Raw genomic sequence first — 21,744 nt, 5'->3', positions numbered from 1 at the left:
TTGTGGAGTGTCAGGAATGTAGCGGGGGGTTATTTGGGATAGAGCGGCGGCAAGCTGGTGCTGTCCGTCGCCGGGTCCTGCTCGCGCTCGGTCATCGGGATGGCTTTGACCGCACGCCACAGCTCTTCGCCCAGCCAGTATTGACCGCTCTCGCTGTAGAGCGCGCCGTTGAGCCCATCCAATGCATCCGACAACGGCACGAACCGCGCCGCCATGTCCGCCAGGGTTTCCGGCTGTTGCCGCGCCCAGGCATCCAGTGCCTGGCGGGTGGCCTGGGGGTCGTTGGCCTGGGTGGCGCGCTTGAGGTCGTCGAGCAGGGTGCGTGGGCTCGGGCCGGTTTGCGCTGCACGCAGTACCGCCGGTTGCCAGCGGGCACGCCACCACAGGCCGAAGCCCAGCAGGGTGGTGCAGGCCAGGAGCAGGGTGCTGAGTTGCCACAGCCACAGGCGGCTGTCGTCCGGTGCGGTAATGATGGTCGGCGTGGCAGGTGTGTCCACCGTCAGACTGGGGTTGTTGGCCACTTGCAGGTTACGGGCTGGCAGGCTGGTGCGCTCCAGGTGGTCCTCGTGGGTGTTCCACCACACCACCTCGACGGCAGGCAGTTCCAGGGCGCCGACACGGTTGGGTACCAGGGCCTCACGGTCCTCGCGACTGCCGATCAGGCCACGGTCACTGGTCTGGTTGCCGAGCACCGGCTGGTCCGGGTAGCGGCGCAGGCCATTGATGTCGGTGCTGGGCAGGGCCGGCAGTTGGGCGCTGGACAGGCCCTCGGCCTTGACGGTCAGGCTGCGGGTCAGGGAGTCGCCGACTTGTACATGTTCCGGCTCCGGGTTCCAGCTCTCGGTGAGCGTAAGGCTGCGAGCCGGCAGCCAGGGGGCATCGACGGGGTACAGCGCGGGCTTGGGTTTGACCGCCAGTGGCAGCGCCGCCGAACTCACATGGATCAGCTTGCCGGGCTTGGTGCCCTGCAGTGTGTTTTCCTGGGGCGGACGCGACTCCACCAGCGTGGCGCTGAACGTCTGCGACGGAATCTCCAGGGTGCCGCTGTGCTGCGGGTAGATCGCGTAGCGGGTTTCGATCACGCCATGGCGGATGCTGTTGATGACCTTTTCATAGGTACGCGACTCGCCCAACTGTTCGACACGGGCATCGGGGATCTGCAACGGCGTCAAGCTGCTGTCGTCGTACAGCGACACCGAGTGATACACGCGCACGGTCAACAGTGCCTGGGCCTGGACATAGACGCTGGTCTGGTCGAGGTTGGCTTCGACAAACACCGGGGCCAGTTCGGCGTTGGTGTCCTGGCTGGTGGTTTCCAGCACTTGCAGGCTGATCGGCTGGGTCGTGTACTCGCCCACTTGCAGCGGCGGAATCACCACCGTGCCGTTCTGCTTGGGCAGCAGGGTAATGATCCAGCGGGTGGTCGCATGGTTATCGCCGCCCAGCGTGGTGAGTTGGTTGAGCTGGCGCGTGCCGCTGACTTCGAACTGCGCATCCAGGGGCGACAGGTCGGGCTTGCCGAACTGGGTGACATCGCTGGACTCCACCGTCAGTTCCACCGTTTCCCCGGAATTGAGGCGGTTGCGGTCGACGCTGGCGACCAGGCTGGCCGCCTGGGCGTGACCTGCCGACAACGCGAGCAGAAGCAGAAGGGTGGTGCGGCGGCTCATCGAGTCTTGTCCTGATGCTGTTGCTGTTCGTACCAGAATTTGCGTCGCAGCAGTTCGCCGGGATTGTCCGGGATCTCCTGCAGCCATTGTTCCAGGGCCTGGCGGTGTTCACCGTCGAGGTTGGCGTCGGCAGCAAGCAGCGGCGGGGTGGTGGTGTGCTCATCGCCTAACTCGCTGCCCGGCACGTCGTTGTCAGCGGCTGGCGGCGGGGTGCCGGCCTGAGTGTCGCCCGTGCCGGCTTCGCCTTGGCCCTGGGACGATTGCTCACCACCTGTGGCATTTTGCCCAGTGGCGCCCGGTTGCGCAGTTTGGCCGGGTTGGGTGGTTTCGTCATCCTCGTTTTTTGCTGGCGTTTGCGGCTCGGGTTCTGCCTGTTCCTGGATCAAGGCTTCTACCAGGGCCTTGTTTTTCAGCGCCGGTTGCAGGTCGGGCTGGGCTTCCAGGGCTTGTTCGTAGGCGTCGATGGCCGCTTCGAGTTCACCGGACCTGGCCAGGGCGTTGCCGCGATTGTAGTGGGAATAGGCGTCATTGCCCTCGGCAAACCGCTTGATGGCCTCGGCATAATTGCCGGCCGCGTACAGGGCGACGCCTTGCCATTGGGCATCCTCGAAATGTTCGGCGGCTTCGGCGGGGCGTTTCTGCTTGAGCAGGTATTGGCCTTGCTGGTCCGGACGCAGCCACAGATCCTGGAATTCAAAGGCATAGCTGGGTTGCGGCGTGCCCAACAGCAGAAGCGGTAAAAAGAACAACCAGCCGCGCCGCCCGGCGCAGGCGGCCAGCAGTAACAGCGGCAGCAGCAGCCAGTAACCCTGGTCGGCCCAGGTGTCGAGGTGCAGTAACTGGCCGTCGTTGCGCAGGGCTTGGGGCGGGTCCAGCACGCTGAGCTGGCGCAGGTCTTTATCGTCCAGGCGTGCGGCCCGGTAGCGGCCGCCCATTTCGCTGGCGAAGGCCTTGAGCGTCGGGCTGTCGAGGCGTGGTACCAGGATCGCGCCTTGTTCGTCCTTGAGGAATTCGCCGCTTTCCTGGGTCACCGGCGTGCCTTCGCGGCTGCCGATGCCCAGGATCGACAGGCTCGGCGCCTGGTTGCCCTGCAGCAGCAGGCGAATGCCCTGGCGTTCCTGTTTGGACAGCGATGAGCCGACCAGCAGCAGGCGACCCTGGCCCAGGCCGCCATGCTTGAGCAGGTCCAGGGCTTTCTCCACGGCCAGGTCGGCGCGGTGGCCGGACTCCGGCATGATCGAGGGGCGCAGGGCCTCGAGCAGGTTGCGGCTGGTGGCCAGGTCGTCCGACAGCGGCACCAGGGTGTGGGCGCTGCCGGCATAGACGACGATGGCGGTTTGCGCATCGCTGCGCGCCTGCAACAAGTCGTAGAGTTTGCGCCGTGCCTGTTCGAGGCGGTTGGGCGGGCTGTCGGTGGCGAGCATTTCCGGGGTCAGTTCGAGCAGCACCACCAACGGGTCGGAGGGTTTCTGGCTGGTTTGTTCAACCCGTTGCCAGCTGGGACCCAGCAACGCCAGCACGGCCAACAGCCAGGCGAGGCCCAGCAACATCCACGGCGATTTGCTTTCGCGCCCGTTGCCACCGCTGAGCAGCACGGCGTGGAAGGCCGGCGGCAGGATCATCTGCCAGCGCCCGGCGCGCTTTTGCCGGTGCCACAGTTGCCACAGCAACCAGCCAAGCAGTGGCAGCAGCAACAGCCACCAGGGTCGGAACCAATGCGGCCACAGGGCGATCATCGACGCCTCCGCAGACGCAGGCGTTTAAGGCGCTGGCGCCATTCCGGATGCTGTTGCAGGAAGATCCCCTTGCTCGACAGTTTGTTGAACCCGCGTTGCAGGGCGTTGTTCGGCCAGCGTTCCTGGATCACCAGCAACATGCTCAGGATCAGCGCCAGGGCCAGCGGTCCGCTGTACAGCGCTAGCGCCGGGCGCGCCTGGGTCGGTTGTTGTTCGACAGGCTCGAGTTTGTCCAGTGTCTGCTTGATCGCTTCCAGCTCTTGGCCATCGCGGGCACGGAAGTATTGGCCGCCGGTGGCCTCGGCAATCGCCCTGAGTGCCGGCTCGTCGAGGTCCAGGCTCGGGTTGACGCCAAGGATGCCCAGGGAACCGGTTTGCTCGGGGTCGGCGCCGATGCCGATGGGGTAGATCTTCACCCCTTCTTCGGCCGCCAGGCGCGCGGCGGTCAGTGGGTTGATCTGCCCGGCGTTGTTGGCGCCATCGGTAACCAGGATCAATACGCGGCTTTGCGCAGGCCGCTGGCGCAGGCGTTTCAGCGCCAGGCCTATGGCATCGCCAATGGCGGTGTTCTTGCCGGCGATGCCGATGCGCGCTTCATCCAGCCAGGTGCGCACGGTGCGGCGGTCAAAGGTCAGCGGCGCCTGGAGGTAGGCCTGGCTGCCGAACAGGATCAGGCCCACGCGGTCGCCTTCGCGGCCTTCAAGGAAGTCGCCGAGCAGGTGCTTGACCAGGTTCAGGCGGCTGACGTCTTCGTCCTGCCAGTGCATGTCGGGGAAGTCCATGGAGCCGGACACGTCCACCGCCACCAGCAAATCGCGGCCGCTGGCGGCAATCGGCAGTGGTTCGCCCAGCCATTCCGGGCGCGCAGCGGCGCTCAGCAGCAGCAGCCACAGCACCACGAAGGGCGCCTGTTGGCGCCAGCCCGGTAGGTTCACCCGCGCGCGGCGGCGGGCCAGGCTTTCGAGATCGCCGAGGTAGCTGACTTTAAGGGCGGGCTCGCCGCTGTCGGCCGCCGGCAGGATGAACCGCATCACCCAGGGCAAGGGCAACAGGACGAAGATCCATGGCCAGGCGAACTCAAACATGTTTGCGAATCCAGGTGTCGACCGCTTGGGTCAGGCCGGCGATGGCCTTGTCGTCGAGTTTGCATTCGGGTTTGTAGGCACCCTCCACCAGCACCATCCAGCGCGTGAGGCCGGCGGCCGGGCAACGGTTGTCGAGGAATGCCAGCCATTTGCGGCCATTGAGGGTATGGCTCTGGCTATAGGGATAGTCGTTGCGGCACAGGCGCTTGAGCAGGCCATTGAGCTGTTGCAGCCAGGCACCGGCGGGCGCGCCATCGTAGGGTTTGGGCATCAGCGCCAATTCCGCCAGGGCGGCGATGCGCAGCGGGTCCAGCGGTTGTTCGGCGCGGGCCAGGGGGCGTCGAGTCGGCAAGAAGCGGCGCAGCGACCACAACCCCCAACCCAGCAACGGGATGACCAGCAGCAACAGCCACCAGCCCGGCGCGGGCGGCCAGAAGCCGATGGGCGGCGGGGCGATCAGCGGTTGCAGTTGGTCGAGGCTGCTCATTGCTTTTTAACCGGGCGTTGCGGGTTGAGGTATTCGCGCAGTTGTTCGACCATTTCGCTCTGGGTGCTCAGGGGCATCAGCAGGATCCGCAGTTTCTGTGCGAGCAGTTCCCAGCGGGCGATGCGCGCTTCGGCCTGGGCCTTGTAGGCCTGGCGCAAATCGAAGTTCAGGGTATCCAGTTCCAATTGCGCCCCGCGTTGCGCAAAACGCAGCAGCCCTGCGGCGGGGAGGGCGTGGTCCAGCGGGTCGGAGATCGGCAACAGCAGCAAGTCGCAATGGCGTGACAGCAGGCTCAATTGCTGCTCGGCGCCCTCGGTGAGGGCACGTTCGTCGCAGATCACGATTACCAGGCTGCCGGGACGCAGCACTTCGCGGCCACGGCGCAGGGCCATGCCCAGGGCGTCGGCCTCCGGGCGGCTTTCGGTGTCCAGGCTCTGGTTGACGCGCACCAGGCGGTTGAGCAATTGCAGCAGGCTTTGCTTGCTGCGGCGCGGCTTGATTTCGTAGTGCTCGTTGTCGCCGAACACCAGCCCGCCGACGCGGTCGTTGTGCCCCAACGCGGCCCAGCCGATCAGGCTGGCGGCTTGAGCGGCGAGCACCGACTTGAACATCTGCCCCGAGCCGAAAAACAGCCGGCAGCTTTGCTCCACCATGATGAAAATCGGGCGTTCGCGTTCTTCGTGGAACAGCTTGGTGTGCGGCTCCTGGGTGCGCGCGGTGACGCGCCAGTCGATGGTGCGCACGTCGTCGCCGGCCTGGTACACGCGCACCTGGTCGAAGTCGACACCGCGCCCGCGCAGCTTGGAGTGGTGCAGGCCGATCAGCGGGCTGCGCTGGCTTGGCGTGGAAAACAGCTGCACTTCGCGCACGCGGTGGCGCATCTCGATCAGCTCGCTGAGCGTGACGCGCACCCCATCGCTTGCGTTCATCGACTTCAAGCGACGGCAACGACGTCGAGAATGCGTTGCACCACACGGTCCTGGTCAATCCCGGCCGCTTCGGCTTCGAACGACAGGATGATGCGATGGCGCAGCACGTCGAACAGCACCGCCTGGATGTCTTCCGGGCTGACAAAGTCGCGACCGGCCAGCCACGCATGGGCGCGTGCGCAGCGATCCAGGGCGATGGAGCCACGGGGGCTGGCGCCGTAGGCGATCCACTCGGCCATTTCCGGGTCGAACTTGGCCGGGGTGCGCGTGGCCATGACCAGTTGCACCAGGTATTCCTCCACCGCATCGGCCATGTACAGGCCGAGGATTTCCTTGCGCGCGGCAAAGATCGCCTGCTGGCTGACGCGGCGCTCGGGCTTGGTTTCGCCGTTGAGGGCTTCGCCACGGGCCTGTTGCAGGATGCGCCGTTCGACGGCGGCGTCGGGGAAACCGATCTTGACGTGCATCAGGAAACGGTCGAGCTGGGCCTCGGGCAGCGGGTAGGTGCCTTCCTGCTCGATGGGGTTTTGCGTGGCCATCACCAGAAACAGCGGGGACAGGTCGTATGTACTGCGCCCGACGCTGACCTGGCGCTCGGCCATGGCCTCCAACAGCGCCGATTGCACCTTGGCCGGGGCGCGGTTGATCTCGTCCGCCAGCACCAGGTTGTGGAAGATCGGCCCTTGCTGGAACACGAAACTGCCGGTTTCCGGGCGATAGATCTCGGTGCCGGTGATGTCGGCGGGCAACAGGTCGGGGGTGAACTGGATACGATGGAACTGCGCTTCGATACCTTCGGCCAGCTCTTTGATCGCCTTGGTCTTGGCCAGGCCCGGCGCGCCTTCCACCAGCATATGGCCGTCGGCGAGCAGGGCGATCAGCAGGCGATCGATGAGTTTTTCCTGGCCGAGAATCTGCGTAGAAAGAAAGGTTCGCAGCGCGAGCAGCGCTTCACGATGTTCCATCGATGACGGTTCCTGGAGAGATGAGCCTGTGCGTCATGTAACAAACGACAGCCTGGGGCGCCTACTTTAATGCATGGCGGGGGGTGGCGACTAACGGCACGCGGGGTATTTTTAGCAAAACTTGTAGGAAAATTGTGTGAGAGGCCCAAAGGGCGGCGAGCAGGCGTGCCCGCTCACCGCCTTTGCTTCAACGGCAGGGCACCCCGGTATGCCAAGGCTGGCTGTGCTCGGCAGAGTTGAGATCCGGGCGTTTGTCGCGGCTGTAGAAGTTCTGTTTGTAGACCATGCCGTTGTACGACACCGACTCTGCGTAGGTCGAATACACCTTGGTGGGCGACCACGCCGGAATATCGCCACAACTGCCCGAAGGTGGCGGGGCCTTGACGGTGATCGGTTTTTCCAGTCGCAGCGTACCGCCGCGCCCGTCACTGACCACGACACTGACGATGACGCGGGTATCGCCGGTGACGGCAGGGGCGGTGAGGGTGACGCTGCGGGTATTGCCGATGGTGCCGGTGAAGCCGGTCGGGCGTGTCCAGGTGTAGCTCATCGGATCGCCGTCAGGGTCGCTGGCGTTGGCTATGAAGGTCACGGCCTTGCCCGAATCGACCGTTTCGCTGCCCTGCAGGCTGCCGACGGGTGGACGGTTGGCGGGGGTGCCGGCGGTCACCGTGAGGGTGTGGCTGGCCGTCGCGCGGCGATCGCGTTCATCGGTGACGGTCAGAGTGATGACGCGTGTTCCCGCCGTATTCGGAGCAATAAAGCTGCTGGATGCTTGCGCCGAAGAGTCCGGGTTGAAGCCAGTGGCCGCCCAGGCGAAGCGCAAGCCTTGGCCCGTGGAGGAGGCCCCCGACAACAGCACCGCCTTGCCGGCTTCAACACTGGAGGGGCCAGTGATCCTGGCGACCGGCAGCCCGCTGCCGCAGGTGCCCAGGCGCCGCCAGGGCTTGGCGGCGCCGGTTTCAACAAAGTTCAGATCGGGGCGAGCGTTTTGCGTCCAGTGCGCCACTTGGTAGTTGTAACCGCTGTAGGAGACTTTTTCGCCGACCACGGCATACACCTTGCTCGCAATCCAGGGATCGGCGCAGTCGCTGACCGGAGGCTCGTCAGGGGCCTTGATGGTCATGTTTTCCCTCAGGTTGAGGGTGTGGGTGCCGTCGGAGACCGCCACGGAAATCGAGGTCAGGGTATCGGCGGTTACGGGCGGGGCGGTCAATGACAAGGTCGGCCCATCCCCGTCCGGAGGGGTAAACCCGTCGGCATTCCAGCGATAGGTCAACGGTTTTTGCGTGGGCGATTCAGCATAGACATGGCCGTTGAACGTCTCTCCCGATTTGGCTTGCTCGGGGATGGCCAGCCGGCCCGTGGGCGGTTGGCCGACGCCGTCGGCAAGCAGTTTGCGGATGGCGGCCTCCAGGTCCGGTTGCACGCCAATTTCGGTACGGTTGCCGTTGGCCTGTGGATAGCCGGTCTCCACGAGGATTCTGCGCAGTTCCTTGGGGGCGAGATTGCCCAGGCCATTGGCCCGCGCCACACCTTGCAGCGATGCCATCACCCCGGCAATGATCGGGTTGGCGGACGAGGTGCCGCTGTAGGTGTGGGTATAGGCGCTGGTGGGGTTGGCGGTGCTCCAGGTCGTCGTGGTGACGGAGCCGCCCCAACTGAACAGGTCGACGCGTCTGCCATATTGGGAGAAATAGGCTCTCAGGCCGGTGGTGGGTGTGACGGCGCCAGCATAAATGCTGCCGGAATCGAATTTATTGCGATCAAAGTAGCCGTTGAAGTAGGGGTGATCCAGATTGATATTGCCGTTTGCCGCAGCCAGTACGACATGCACACCTTTTTCCATCGTCATGTAGGTGATGATGTCCCGCACTGTGGGGTTGTACTCGATGGGCATAAAGCAGCTCTGGGTGCACACGGCTGCTGGAAAGGACGTGTAAGCCAGATGCACGCCTAATTGCACCACATCGCCGGGGCTCAGCAGTTCTGCGGTCTGCATCAGGCGGCTGGTGCCATATTGCGAATAGCCCAGTTGTGCATGGGGCACGATGCCGGTGGTGCCGAAGCCGTTGTCCCTGGAGCCGATGATGCCGACGCTGGCCGTGTCGTGGTGGCCGGTTAGAGCCCCTGCATCGACTTCCAGGAAAGGTTTGGACAGGTCCACGTGGTTGTAGGCCCAATGATCTATTTCCGCAGAGGTCACCCGCATGTTCTGGCCTTTGCCACCGGGAACCTTCCAGGCCTGCACGGCATTCACGCCGCCGATCTTGTAGGGCGGAACGGCTTGTCGGCCGAGCAGGTAGTGCTGGCGTCCGGTATGGTCCGGGATGCTGCCGCGCGCACTGCCTGCGATAGGTTCGGCCTTGTCCTCATGCATGCCCTCCACCACGGGTTCGAAGTCGACGTCTTCGATGGCCGGGTCTTGCTTGAGTTGCTGGCGCAGTGCGTCAGCCTGCCTGTGGCTCAAGTGGCGGGTGTCGACGATGTAGTAGCGGTCCAGTCGATGCCGGCGCAGGGCTTCTCCATCCGCCAGCGTGCGGGCCTTGCTCGGCGTTACCAGCGGCTTGATGTTGGGCACGCGGTGCTGGAAGGTGCTGGAGGGGTCGACGAGGTCCTGAAGATTTCGCGACCTGGATCCGTCGTCTTTGATCAGAAGGATCAAGTGTGAATAGTCAGTGTTGGCTGCGGATGCCGCCAGCGCTGATGAAGCCGTGGCCAAAAGGCTAATAGCCAGAAACTTGCTGATGGATTTCATCGAGGCACCCGTGCAGTCACCGTTGCTTTGCTCAGCTAAGGCCGGAAACACGGGGCCGGGTACTGTTAGAAATAACAGTACCGACCAACGGTCAAGGGCATCGGTGAAGGCTGCGCCAGTGCGATTCAGGCACGGATGTAGGTGCCGGTGCCCTTGAGAATGTTCTGCAGGGTTTGTTCCACTTCTGCCATCTCCGCTGCGGCGGTGGCGTGGGTTATCTCCAATTGGTCCTTGCCGCCCAGTGCATCGGCATCGCCCGCCGCCAGCTCTACCCGCAATGTCGTATCGCTGAGGGTGACTTTCAGCCCGTCCAGGGTCGACGGCTCGTAGTCCCAGGTCAGCTCCACTTCGTCTTCGTCGGGGTAGCGGGTGAGCATGAACATCTCGCCGTTCCTGCCGTGGCAGCAGAGCATGGCCATGTTGTCTTCTTCGTCGTCGCACGGGGTGGCCATCAGGGCGTCGGTTTTCAGTTGCAGCATGGGGAATCCTGTCTGGGGTAGGGCGTTGCGTAGGCAATTGTGCCATTGCGGCGAATTTTGTGCTGCATCCTGTGTCAGATCCAGCGCATGACCTGACGGGCAATACCAGTCATTTTCGGTACTCCGGGGCGGAAAAATAGCCGGTTTTTCCACCGGGAATTCCGGGTTGCCCAAGTCGCAACCCCAAGCCTGCGTACCGATGACCGAATATGTCGCAGCACCGCAAGCACCCGGCTTCCCACACTCGTTAAGCTGCGCAACGGATGTGCACGTGCCAGGCGCCTGACCTGCCCGTCGTACCGTCACCCGGCAAGGTGCGCATCTTATGGAAGTTGTATGTGACCTCATTGTCTTGTCCAGCTTCACCCACCTGTCACTCTGATTCGTTTATGGTGCTTAACTCGTTACCTGCGAACAGAGCTGACGGTCTCCCCACCAGGGGATAACACGCGACGCTTCCATCAATAACAAGCCCAAGCGGAGTACCACAGATGGCGTTCTTCACCGCAGCCAGCAAGGCCGACTTCCAGCATCAACTGCAAGCGGCACTGGCGCAGCACATCAGTGAACAGGCACTGCCACAAGTGGCGCTGTTCGCTGAACAATTCTTCGGCATCATTTCCCTGGACGAACTGACCCAGCGTCGCCTTTCCGACCTGGCCGGTTGCACCCTGTCCGCCTGGCGCCTGCTTGAGCGCTTTGATCACACCCAACCGCAAGTGCGGGTCTACAACCCCGATTACGAACGTCATGGCTGGCAATCGACCCACACCGCGGTCGAAGTGCTGCACCATGACCTGCCATTCCTGGTGGACTCGGTACGCACCGAGCTGAACCGCCGTGGCTACAGCATCCACACCCTGCAGACCACCGTGCTCAGCGTGCGCCGTGGCAGCAAGGGCGAGTTGCTGGAAATCCTGCCCAAGGGCACCCAGGGCGAAGGCATCGAGCAAGAATCGCTGATGTACCTGGAAATCGACCGCTGCGCCAACGCCGCCGAACTCAACGTGCTGAGCAAAGAGCTTGAGCAGGTGCTGGGCGAAGTGCGCGTGGCCGTGGCCGATTTCGAACCGATGAAGGCCAAGGTCCAGGAGCTGCTCGACGGTATCGACGCCAGCCCGTTCGGCATCGACGGCGAAGAAAAAGCCGAGATCAAGAACTTCCTGGAATGGCTGGTGGGCAACCACTTCACCTTCCTCGGCTATGAAGAGTTTGTGGTACGTGACGAGGCGGACGGCGGTCATATCGAATATGACGCCGGCTCGTTCCTCGGTCTGACCAAGCTGCTGCGCGCCGGCCTGACCGCCGACGACCTGCGCATCGAAGACTACGCCGTGTCGTACCTGCGCGAGCCGACCGTGCTGTCGTTCGCCAAGGCCGCGCACCCGAGCCGTGTACACCGCCCGGCTTACCCGGACTACGTGTCGATCCGCCAGATCGATGCCGACGGCAAGGTGATCAAGGAATGCCGCTTCATGGGCCTCTACACCTCGTCGGTGTACGGCGAAAGCGTGCGCGTCATCCCGTATATCCGCCGCAAGGTCGCGGAAATCGAACGCCGCTCGGGCTTCCAGGCCAAGGCGCACCTGGGCAAGGAGCTTGCTCAAGTCGTTGAAGTGCTGCCCCGTGACGACCTGTTCCAGACCCCGGTCGACGAGCTGTTCAGCACCGTGATGTCGATCGTGCAGATCCAGGAACGCAACAAGATCCGCGTGTTCCTGCGCAAAGACCCGTACGGTCGTTTCTGCTACTGCCTGGCCTACGTGCCACGCGACATTTATTCCACCGAAGTGCGCCAGAAGATCCAGCAAGTGCTGATGGATCGCCTGAAAGCCTCGGACTGCGAATTCTGGACCTTCTTCTCCGAATCCGTGCTGGCGCGCGTGCAGCTGATTCTGCGGGTCGACCCGAAGAACCGCCTGGACATCGACCCGCTGCAACTGGAAAAAGAAGTGGTGCAGGCCTGCCGCAGCTGGCAGGACGACTACTCCAGCCTGGTGGTGGAAAGCTTCGGCGAAGCCCACGGTACCAACGTGTTGGCGGATTTCCCGAAAGGCTTCCCGGCCGGCTACCGCGAGCGTTTCGCTGCGCATTCGGCTGTGGTCGACATGCAGCACCTGCTCAGCCTCACCGAAGCCAACCCGCTGGTGATGAGCTTCTATCAGCCGCTGGGCCAGGTGTCCGGCCAGCGCGAGCTGCATTGCAAGCTGTATCACGCCGATACCCCGCTGGCGCTGTCCGACGTATTGCCGATCCTGGAAAACCTCGGCCTGCGCGTGCTGGGTGAATTCCCGTACCGCCTGCGCCATGCCAACGGCCGCGAGTTCTGGATCCACGATTTTGCGTTCATCGCCGCCGAAGGCGTGAACCTGGACATCCAGCAGCTCAACGACACCCTGCAGGACGCGTTCGTGCACATCGTGCATGGCGATGCCGAGAACGATGCGTTCAACCGCCTGGTACTCACCGCCGGCCTGCCATGGCGCGATGTCGCGCTGCTGCGTGCCTACGCCCGCTACCTGAAGCAGATCCGCCTGGGCTTCGACCTCGGCTACATCGCCAGCACCCTGAACAACCACACCGACATCGCCCGCGAGTTGACCCGGTTGTTCAAGACCCGTTTCTACCTGGCGCGCAAGCTCACCGCCGATGACCTGGAAGACAAGCAGCAACGCCTGGAACAAGCGATCCTCACGGCCCTGGACGACGTCCAGGTGCTCAACGAAGACCGCATCCTGCGGCGCTACCTGGACCTGATCAAGGCCACCCTGCGCACCAACTTCTACCAGACCGACGCCAACGGCCAGAACAAGTCGTACTTCAGCTTCAAGTTCGACCCGCGCGCGATCCCTGAGCTGCCCAAGCCGGTGCCGAAGTTTGAAATCTTCGTCTACTCGCCGCGTGTCGAAGGCGTGCACCTGCGCTTTGGCAACGTTGCCCGTGGCGGCCTGCGCTGGTCGGACCGTGAAGAGGACTTCCGTACCGAAGTGCTCGGCCTGGTCAAAGCCCAGCAAGTGAAGAACTCGGTGATCGTGCCGGTGGGCGCCAAGGGCGGCTTCCTGCCGCGTCGCCTGCCACTGGGCGGCAGTCGTGACGAGATCGCGGCCGAGGGCATCGCCTGCTACCGCATCTTCATCTCCGGCCTGTTGGACATCACCGACAACCTCAAGGACGGCGCTCTGGTGCCGCCGGCCAACGTCGTGCGTCATGACGACGATGACCCGTACCTGGTGGTAGCAGCGGACAAGGGCACCGCGACCTTCTCCGACATCGCCAACGGTATCGCCATCGACTACGGCTTCTGGCTGGGCGATGCGTTCGCCTCCGGTGGTTCCGCCGGTTACGACCACAAGAAAATGGGCATCACCGCCAAGGGCGCGTGGGTCGGTGTGCAGCGTCACTTCCGTGAACGCGGTATCAACGTGCAGGAAGACAGCATCACCGTGGTGGGCGTCGGCGATATGGCCGGTGACGTGTTTGGTAACGGCCTGTTGATGTCCGACAAGCTGCAACTGGTCGCGGCCTTCAACCACCTGCATATCTTCATCGACCCGAACCCGAACCCGGCCACCAGCTTCGTCGAGCGCCAGCGCATGTTCGAGCTGCCGCGTTCGGCCTGGACCGACTACGACACCAGCATCATGTCCGAAGGCGGCGGTATCTTCTCGCGCAGCGCGAAGAGCATTGCCATCTCGCCACAGATGAAGGAACGCTTCGACATTTCGGCCGACAAGCTGACTCCGACCGAACTGCTGAACGCCTTGCTCAAGGCGCCGGTGGACCTGTTGTGGAACGGCGGTATCGGTACCTACGTCAAGGCCAGCACCGAAAGCCACGCCGATGTAGGCGACAAGGCCAACGACGCGCTGCGCGTCAACGGCAACGAGCTGCGCTGCAAGGTGGTGGGCGAGGGCGGCAACCTCGGCATGACCCAGTTGGGCCGTGTGGAGTTCGGTCTCAATGGCGGCGGCTCCAACACCGACTTTATCGACAACGCCGGTGGTGTGGACTGCTCCGACCACGAAGTGAACATCAAGATCCTGCTCAACGAAGTGGTGCAGGCCGGCGACATGACCGACAAGCAACGCAACCAGTTGCTGGCGAGCATGACCGACGAAGTCGGCAGCCTGGTGTTGGGCAACAACTACAAGCAGACCCAGGCCCTGTCCTTGGCCGCGCGCCGTGCCTACGAGCGTGCCGCCGAGTACAAGCGCCTGATGAGCGACCTGGAAGGCCGTGGCAAGCTGGACCGCGCCATCGAGTACCTGCCGACCGAAGAGCAGCTCACCGAGCGCGCTTCCACCGGCAAGGGCCTGACCCGTCCGGAGCTGTCGGTGCTGATCTCCTACAGCAAGATCGACCTCAAGGAAGCGCTGCTCAAGTCGCTGGTACCGGATGACGACTACCTGACCCGCGACATGGAGACCGCGTTCCCACCGAGCCTGGTGGCCAAGTTCGGCGAAGCCATGCGTCGCCATCGTCTGAAGCGCGAGATCGTCAGCACCCAGATCGCCAACGACCTGGTCAACCACATGGGCATCACCTTTGTGCAGCGACTCAAGGAGTCGACCGGCATGAGCCCGGCGAACGTGGCCGGCGCCTATGTGATCGTGCGCGACATCTTCCACCTCCCGCACTGGTTCCGCCAGATCGAAGCCCTGGACCACCAGGTCTCCGCTGACGTGCAATTGCAGTTGATGGATGAGCTGATGCGCCTGGGCCGTCGTGCCACGCGCTGGTTCCTGCGCAGCCGTCGCAACGAGCAGGACGCCGGCCGTGACACCGCGCACTTCGGTCCGCACCTGGCCGCGCTGGGCCTCAAGCTCGACGAACTGCTGGAAGGTCCGACCCGCGAAGGCTGGCAGACCCGCTACCAGGCCTACACCGAAGCCGGCGTGCCGGAGTTGCTGGCGCGCATGGTTGCAGGCACGACCCACCTGTACACCTTGCTGCCGATCATCGAAGCCGCTGATGTGACTGGGCATGACGCCGCCGAAGTGGCCAAGGCTTACTTCGCCGTCGGCAGCGCCCTGGACCTGCCGTGGTACCTGCAGCAGATCAGCGATCTGCCCGTGGCCAACAACTGGCAGGCCCAGGCCCGCGAAGCGTTCCGCGACGATGTGGATTGGCAGCAGCGGGCGATCACCATTTCCGTCCTGCAAATGGCCGACGCGCCACAGGACATGGAAGCCCGCGTGGCCCTGTGGCTTGAGCAGCACAAGGACATGGCTGATCGTTGGGTCGCAATGATGGTGGAAATCCGTGCTGCGGTCGGCACGGACTACGCTATGTACGCGGTGGCAAACCGTGAACTGTTGGACCTGGCGTTGAGTGGTCAATCGGTGCTGCAACCGGCTTGATGCCTGGGTAAAACCAATGTGGGGGGGCTTGCTCCCTCCCACATTTGGATCTTCATTTATCTGAAGGTCAGTGGTGTTTCAGTAATTTGCTTTCCAGGTGATCCAGGTGCCGGGTCATCAAGCCCACCGCAGCAGTCACATCCCGCTGCTCAATCGCATCCACAATCGCCACATGCTCCTGCCACGCGCAATACGTGAAGGCTTTCGCTTCGAATTGGGCAATGATCAACGACGTCAACGGCACCAGGCTGTTGAGAAACTGCGCCAACGGCGCGTTACCCGCCATCTGCGCCAATTGCAGGTGAAACTCCCCTGACAACCGAATCGCCGGCCCACGCTGGTTGCGTTCCCTACCGTCGCGTTCCCGTGCTATCAGCTCGCGCAGCTGGCGTATCTGCGTGGGCGTGGCGTGGGCGCAGGCCAATTGCACCACCGTGATTTCGGTCATGCGCCGCGCTTCGAGAATCTGCCGCGTCTGCTGGGCATCCGGCGCCGCGACCTGGGCGCGCTGGTTGGGGCGCAGGATGACCACTTGCTGGTGGGACAGCTTGGCCAGCACCCGACGAATCACGCTGCGGCTGACGCCAAAGGTTTCGCCCAGGCCTTCTTCGGTAAAGCGGCTGGACGGGGCGATGCGCTGTTCGAGGATGGCGTCGAACAACCGTGGGTAGATGTCGTCCACCGAAGGCTTTTTACCGGCCACCAGGCGCAGGGCAGGAATGATCGGATCGCGTTGCAGGGCGTGGGCGGTCATGGCCTGTCTCCAAAAAATCAGTTGCCGAGATGGTCGTCCGGAATGTTCAAGTGAATGCCCATGCGCAGGCCTTCCTGGAGGATGTGCCGACGCATCTCGGCACTGGCCAGGGCGCTGTTCTTGTTGCGGATGGCGCGTACCACCGCTTCATTTTCCTGCAGGCGTTCCGCCAGGTGCTCGGGGGAATTGCGCAGTACCTGGGCGCTTTGCTTGAGGGCGGTGCTGGTTTGCTGCACCACGTTCTGGAAGATCGGGTTGGCGGTGAGCGCGAACAGTTCTTCGTGAAAATCGAGGTAGGCGTTCATGCCGGCTTCGGCGTCACCGGCATCCAGGGCTTCGCGCATGTCCATCAGGGTCAGGCGCAATTGGCCGACTTCCTTGCTGCTGATGGACTGGGCTACCAGGCCGACGATAAAGGGTTCGAGGGTGTAGCGCAGTTGCAGGATGTCTTCGAGGCTGGCATCGGCCACGGCGTCGCTCGATTGTGGTTCGCTGACGCTGGTTTCCAGCACGACCACACCTTTACCGGGCATGGAGCGCACCAGGCCGAGGGTTTCGAGCACGATCACCGCTTCGCGCAGGCTGGGGCGGCTGATGCCCAGCTGTTCGGCCAGTTCGCGCTGGCCCGGGAGCATTTCGCCCCGGCGCCACTGACCTTGCTTGAGTGCGGCGCGGAGTTTTTCTACGACTGAATTGACGACGGTTGAGGTGCTGATCACGTCGATGGTTCCTTGATGGGGCGAATCCAGTGTGGGAGGGGGCTTGCCCCCGATAGCGGTGGATCAGTTACAGATAGATCAACTGACCGTCCTCATCGGGGGCAAGCCCCCTCCCACATTAGCCAGTGTTGCCCATGAGACAGCGTTAGAATTCCTGGTGGACCGGCACTACCGGCTTCCTGGCCTGGAAGGCATAGCCTTGCTGGCCGTCGAGCACCTTGTTGGCGCGTTGGATATCAATGTCTTTTTCCCAGCGCGCGATGGCCACGGTGGCGACGCAGTTGCCGATCAGGTTGGTCAAGGCGCGACCGATGCCCATGAACCAATCCACCGCCAACACCAGCACCAGACCGACCACCGGAATCGCCGGGATTGCCGTGAGCGTCGCCGCCAGGATCACCAGGGCCGAGCCGGGAATCCCGTGGGCGCCCTTGGAGGTGATCAGCGACACCAGCAGGATGGTCAGCAGATCGGTCATCGACAGCGGCGTGCCGGTGGCGTTGGCGATAAACACTATGGCCAGGGTCAGGTAGATCGAGAAACCGTCGAGGTTGAACGAGTACCCGGTGGGAATCACCAGGCCCACGGTGGAACTGCCGATGCCCAGGTGTTCGAGTTTGCGCATGACCTGCGGCAGCACCGCGTCGGAGGAAGCGGTGCCCATCACGATCAGCAGTTCTTCACGCAGGTACTTGAGCAGCGGCAGCATGCGCAGGCCCGACAGGCGCATTACCACGCCGAGGATCAGCGCGACGAAGGCAAAGCAGGTCAGGTAGAACAGGCCCACCAGGCTGCCCAAGTGTTGCAGGGAGTCCAGCCCGTAGGTGCTGGTGGTGAAGGCGATCGCACCAAACACGCCGATGGGCGCCAGGCGCACGATCATGCCCATGATGCGGAAAATCACATGGCTCAGTTCATTGATCAGCCGAGTGATACCGGAGGCCGCTTCGCCCACCAGGTTCAACGCGCTGCCGAACAGCACCGAAAACAGCAGCACTTGCAGGACATTGTTGTCGGCAAAGGCGCCGATCACCGAGTTGGGGATCAGGTCCATCAGGAACTGGCTGGTGCCCTTGATGTGCTGGCCCTTGTCGGCCAGTTCATTGAGACCGGCGGAGGAGAGCTGTTCCAGATGGATATTGGCGCCGGTGCCGATCCCGGTGCTGAAGGCCATGACCAGGCCGATCACCAGGGCGATGGTGGTGAGCACTTCAAAGTAGATCACCGACTTGAGGCCGATGCGCCCGACCTTCTTCAAGTCGCCGGCCCCGGAAATACCACTGACCACCACGCAGAACACGATCAGGCCGATCAGCATCTTGATCAGCTTGATAAAGCCGTCACCCAGGGGTTTGAGTTGCGAGGAGAACTCGGGAAGGGCCAGGCCGCACACGATGCCGAGCATCAGGCCAATCACGACTTGCAGGAAAATCGAACGCGAGCACCATCTGAGCATGGGAGGGATCTCTATTCGGTGCCCTGGTGGTTCCAGGGCTTAATTGTTGTGGTCATACCGGTAAGTCCAGTGCGTCGCCAGTCTAGGCCAGGTATTTTTGAAATCACAAGTAAAAAATCGGCGGTTGGCAGGTCCCGGTCTGACCAGTTGGTCGCGAAGGTTGATGCTTGAGCGGTTGGCGGGGCGCAAATTTTTTCGCTTATCATCCGCCGCCTGGCACATGAGGTGATGGATGGACAAACCAGGACTGACCACTGACGACACCGGGCTGACCCACTGCGCCTGGCGTTCGACCGCGCCGGAATACCCCCGTTATCACGACCACGAGTGGGGCGTACCGGTGGCGGATGATGTTCAGCTGTACGAGAAGATCTGCCTGGAAGGCTTCCAGGCCGGCATGGCCTGGATCACCATCCTGCGCAAGCGCGAGCCGTTCAGGGCGGCATTCGACGGTTTTGATTTTCGCCGGGTGGCGCAGTACGGCGAGGCGGATATCGCGCGGTTGATGCAGGACCCGGGCATCGTGCGTAATCGGGCGAAGATTGTTTCCACCATCAACAACGCCCGCCGGGCGTGCGAGCTGGTGGATGAGACCGGCTCGCTGGCGCAGTGGTTGTGGGCGTTCGAACCCGGTCCTGAAGAGCGCCCGGCAGTGGTGGACCTGGCTTACTGGACGGGCAATCCCACCTCGCCGGCCTCGGTGCGCCTGTCCAAGGCCTTGAAGAAACGCGGCTGGACGTTCGTCGGGCCGACCACGATGTATGCGCTGATGCAGGCGATGGGGATGGTCAATGATCACCTTGATGGGTGCGTGTGCCGCCCAAAGATCGAAGAACTGCGCCGCCAGTTCAAGCGCCCGTGAGCCGCTGACGGTGGGAGGGGGGTTCACCCATGCTGCTGATTGGTGATGAGGCTGATTAGTGTGGAAGAGGGGTCAGCACCTCGGCCTTGTCATCCAGCACCATCACTACCAGCAGCCTGGCTGGTTGGGTCTGGCTGGCATTGCTGGATTCAAAGTGTCGCGAACCCGCGGGCTCGTAGAACGATTCGCCAACCGTGTAGGTCCTGGCTTTCTCATCATTCACCCGCGAGGTAATCGCGCCTTCGAGCACATAGGCCACGGCCGTGCCCGTGTGGCTGTGGGGCACGGTGGCCTGGCCCGGGGCGTAGTCGACGGTGAGCAGAAGGGTTTTCTTGCCGGGTACCTGGGGCAGCGGGTGTTCTTGCAGGACCTTGATCGATTCCTGGTTGTACACCGGCGGGTGGGCAAAGGCGCTGATTGAGGCGAGCATCAGGGTGATGGCGAGCAGGCGTTTCATGGTGAGGTTTCCGAGTGGTTCGAGACCTGTCCACCGTACGCCTGGGCTTTGGTGCTACCAATGACCAATCCCTGGGAAGGCCAGGAGGCCAATCTCATCAATGGTCGAACGCAAGCCGGCTCGCCAGGTTTGCCGAGGCCAGCTCGATAAAGCCTTGCAGGGCTGGCAGCCCGAAGTGTGCGTTGAGCGGTTCGGCACCGGCCCAGCAGCCATTGACGGTCCAGAGGTCGGGATCCACCGGGCTGCGCTGTACGGCGTAATCGAGGCAGCCTGGGGTGGTGCGCACGAGCTCGGCGATCTGTCGCAGGCGCTCGCCCAGTTCCCTGGAGCGCCCGGCAGCCGCGCGGACATGAACAGTGTTGAAGGCACGGTCTGGCATGGCGATAGTCTCCGAGGTCAGGTGTCAGCGCACAGGCTAGAGCTTCGGCGCGCCAGGACCAATGACCAATCCCTCGGAAAACCCCCTAGCCAATCTGCTGGAGAATATCGCGCACCTTGTCCAGCGCCGGGTCGATATCGAGGGTCTCGATGGCCCCAAACCCGATGATCAGGCCCGAACGCACCGGCGTGTCGTGGAAGAACACGTCCAGCGGGTACAGGCCGACTTCCACCTGGCGCGCCAATGCCATCAGCAACGGGATATTCACCGGGACTTTGCACAACGCCGCCATATGGAACCCGGCCACGGTGGGCACCGCTTCGAACCACGGCGACAAGTCGCCCGCCAGGCGCTGTAAAATGCGCTCGCGGCGCCCGGCGTACACGGTGTGGCAGCGGCGAATATGCTTGAGCAAATACCCTTCGCTGATGAACTTGGCCAGCGCCCATTGCGGCAACGTGGAGCTGTGCTGGTCGGTCAATTGCTTGGCCTTGAGCACCGCGCCGTAGATCGCCGGCGGCAGCACCGCATAACCCAGGCGCAGTTCGGGCAACAGGGTTTTGGAGAAGGTGCCGACGTAGGTGACCACGCCACGGCTGTCCATGCTTTGCAGTGAGTCGGTGGGCCGGCCTTCGTAGCGGAACTCGCTGTCGTAGTCGTCCTCGATGATGATCGCACCCAGCTCGAAGGCCCGCGCCAGCAGCGCTTCCCGACGTGGCAGGCTCATGGGCATGCCAAGGGGGAACTGGTGGGAGGGCGTGACGTAGATCAGCCGTGTGCCATCGGGGATCCGGTCGACCTGGATGCCTTGCTCATCGAGGGGAACACCGATGACCCGCGCGCCCATCGCCATGAATAACTGGCGTGCAGGGCTGTAGCCGGGGTCTTCCATGGCGACGATGCTGCCCGGTTCCAGCACCACGCGGGCGATGAGGTCCAGGGCCTGCTGCGCGCCGTTGGTGACCACGATGTCGCTGTCGCGGCATTGGACCCCACGGGAAAACGCGATATGCCCGGCGATGGCGCTGCGCAGGGCCAGCAACCCTTCCGGCTGGCTGTAGAATCCACTGTCCCGGGCGATGCGCCGCAACGCGTCCTGGGTGCAGCGCCGCCATTCATCCTGGGGGAACTGGTTGCGGCTGGTGGCGCCGCCGATAAATTCGTAGCGCAACGTGCTGTCGCGAGTGGGGTGGCGCATGGGCGAGGGCAGTGACTGCCACTTCGCCAGGTTGGCGGCGCAGGCCAGGTCGGTAGCGGTTTGCAGGCGCTCGGTCTGCGGCGTACGGGCGTTGACGAAGGTGCCGCGGCCGGTCTTGCCGACCAGCAGGCCTTCGTAGGTCAGGGTCGCGTAGGTGTCGGATACGGTCTTGCGGGATACCCCCAGTTGTTCGGCCAGCAAGCGGCTGGGCGGCAGTTGTGCACCGGCGGCCAGGCGCCCGGAGCCAATGGCTTCGCGCAACTGCTGGTACAGCTGTTCGGCCAGATCCTTGCGGCCATTGATGACGACGTGCAGTTCCATGTTTTATCCCGGGGTCTTCGCTCTGCGCCAAGGTTACTCGCTCGCGAGGTGCGCTCAAAATGGTCCCTGGGTAAACCGTCGGATTGGCTATAGGGCTTACACCGTGAGAGTTCTAGGCTGAGGTGTCAT

At 63.3% G+C, this 21,744-nt stretch carries 16 protein-coding genes; 2 read left to right on the top strand and 14 right to left on the bottom strand.

The window, feature by feature from the left end; genetic code table 11:
- Positions 1-29 precede the first annotated feature (29 nt).
- The 8 genes from NIBR502773_RS01595 to NIBR502773_RS01560 form a co-directional block, all read right to left on the bottom strand.
- Positions 30-1,670 (bottom strand): BatD family protein, encoded by a 1,641-nt coding sequence (locus tag NIBR502773_RS01595; RefSeq protein ID WP_141155168.1) that lies wholly within the window; start codon positions 1,668-1,670, stop codon positions 30-32.
- Positions 1,667-3,406 carry a tetratricopeptide repeat protein gene (locus NIBR502773_RS01590; protein WP_141155167.1) on the bottom strand — a complete coding sequence of 580 codons (1,740 nt, stop codon included), beginning with the start codon at positions 3,404-3,406 and terminating at the stop codon, positions 1,667-1,669. Before NIBR502773_RS01590 ends, NIBR502773_RS01595 begins: the two co-directional genes overlap by 4 nt.
- Positions 3,403-4,491, bottom strand: coding sequence for a VWA domain-containing protein (locus tag NIBR502773_RS01585; RefSeq protein ID WP_065942027.1), 1,089 nt, complete (start codon positions 4,489-4,491; stop codon positions 3,403-3,405). The genes NIBR502773_RS01590 and NIBR502773_RS01585 overlap by 4 nt, the downstream gene beginning before the upstream one ends.
- Positions 4,484-4,978, bottom strand: a complete 495-nt coding sequence (locus NIBR502773_RS01580) for a DUF4381 domain-containing protein (RefSeq protein ID WP_065927988.1) — start codon at positions 4,976-4,978, stop codon at positions 4,484-4,486. The genes NIBR502773_RS01585 and NIBR502773_RS01580 overlap by 8 nt, the downstream gene beginning before the upstream one ends.
- A complete protein-coding gene (locus NIBR502773_RS01575; RefSeq protein ID WP_027608569.1) occupies positions 4,975-5,907 on the bottom strand; it encodes a DUF58 domain-containing protein in 933 nt (310 codons plus the stop codon). Before NIBR502773_RS01575 ends, NIBR502773_RS01580 begins: the two co-directional genes overlap by 4 nt.
- 5 nt (positions 5,908-5,912) lie before the next feature.
- A complete protein-coding gene (locus tag NIBR502773_RS01570) occupies positions 5,913-6,872 on the bottom strand; it encodes a MoxR family ATPase (RefSeq protein ID WP_003174327.1) in 960 nt (319 codons plus the stop codon).
- Positions 6,873-7,059: 187 nt separating this feature from the next.
- Positions 7,060-9,537, bottom strand: coding sequence for a S8 family serine peptidase (locus NIBR502773_RS01565; protein WP_168208993.1), 2,478 nt, complete (start codon positions 9,535-9,537; stop codon positions 7,060-7,062).
- Positions 9,538-9,755: 218 nt separating this feature from the next.
- The gene (locus NIBR502773_RS01560; protein WP_065927991.1) at positions 9,756-10,109 is read right to left on the bottom strand and encodes a hypothetical protein; all 354 of its coding nucleotides are present in this window, start codon (positions 10,107-10,109) and stop codon (positions 9,756-9,758) included.
- Positions 10,110-10,600: 491 nt separating this feature from the next.
- Between NIBR502773_RS01560 and NIBR502773_RS01555 the strand changes: the two genes are divergently transcribed.
- Entirely contained in the window at positions 10,601-15,469 is a 4,869-nt protein-coding gene (locus tag NIBR502773_RS01555) for an NAD-glutamate dehydrogenase (protein WP_065942030.1), read from the top strand.
- A gap of 67 nt (positions 15,470-15,536) precedes the next feature.
- Here the strand turns inward: NIBR502773_RS01555 and NIBR502773_RS01550 are convergent, their stop codons facing one another.
- From NIBR502773_RS01550 to NIBR502773_RS01540, 3 genes are all read right to left on the bottom strand, one after another.
- Entirely contained in the window at positions 15,537-16,223 is a 687-nt protein-coding gene (locus tag NIBR502773_RS01550) for a GntR family transcriptional regulator (protein ID WP_141155165.1), read from the bottom strand.
- 17 nt (positions 16,224-16,240) lie between these two features.
- A complete protein-coding gene (locus tag NIBR502773_RS01545) occupies positions 16,241-16,942 on the bottom strand; it encodes a FadR/GntR family transcriptional regulator (RefSeq protein ID WP_027608565.1) in 702 nt (233 codons plus the stop codon).
- A 145-nt stretch (positions 16,943-17,087) separates the two neighbouring features.
- On the bottom strand, positions 17,088-18,413 hold the full coding sequence (locus NIBR502773_RS01540) for a C4-dicarboxylate transporter DctA (RefSeq protein ID WP_177414163.1): 1,326 nt from the start codon (positions 18,411-18,413) through the stop codon (positions 17,088-17,090).
- A gap of 217 nt (positions 18,414-18,630) precedes the next feature.
- Here NIBR502773_RS01540 and NIBR502773_RS01535 point away from each other — a divergent pair, with 217 nt between their 5' ends.
- The gene (locus NIBR502773_RS01535) at positions 18,631-19,260 is read left to right on the top strand and encodes a DNA-3-methyladenine glycosylase I (RefSeq protein ID WP_115488398.1); all 630 of its coding nucleotides are present in this window, start codon (positions 18,631-18,633) and stop codon (positions 19,258-19,260) included.
- Between the two features lie 55 nt (positions 19,261-19,315).
- Here NIBR502773_RS01535 and NIBR502773_RS01530 read toward each other — a convergent pair whose 3' ends face one another.
- The 3 genes from NIBR502773_RS01530 to NIBR502773_RS01520 all read right to left on the bottom strand — a co-directional run bounded on the left by NIBR502773_RS01530 (position 19,316) and on the right by NIBR502773_RS01520 (position 21,615).
- On the bottom strand, positions 19,316-19,717 hold the full coding sequence (locus NIBR502773_RS01530) for a cupin domain-containing protein (RefSeq protein ID WP_141155163.1): 402 nt from the start codon (positions 19,715-19,717) through the stop codon (positions 19,316-19,318).
- A 97-nt stretch (positions 19,718-19,814) separates the two neighbouring features.
- A complete protein-coding gene (locus tag NIBR502773_RS01525; RefSeq protein ID WP_141155162.1) occupies positions 19,815-20,096 on the bottom strand; it encodes a putative quinol monooxygenase in 282 nt (93 codons plus the stop codon).
- 85 nt (positions 20,097-20,181) lie between these two features.
- Complete coding sequence (locus NIBR502773_RS01520; RefSeq protein ID WP_141155161.1) at positions 20,182-21,615, bottom strand: PLP-dependent aminotransferase family protein; 1,434 nt, start codon at positions 21,613-21,615, stop codon at positions 20,182-20,184.
- Between the last annotated feature and the right edge of the window lie 129 nt (positions 21,616-21,744).

Source organism: Pseudomonas sp. NIBRBAC000502773 (assembly GCF_006517195.1).
Lineage (GTDB): Bacteria > Pseudomonadota > Gammaproteobacteria > Pseudomonadales > Pseudomonadaceae > Aquipseudomonas > Aquipseudomonas marginalis.
Note: the sequence above shows the minus strand (reverse complement) of the source record. Positions and strands in the feature narration are given on the sequence as shown.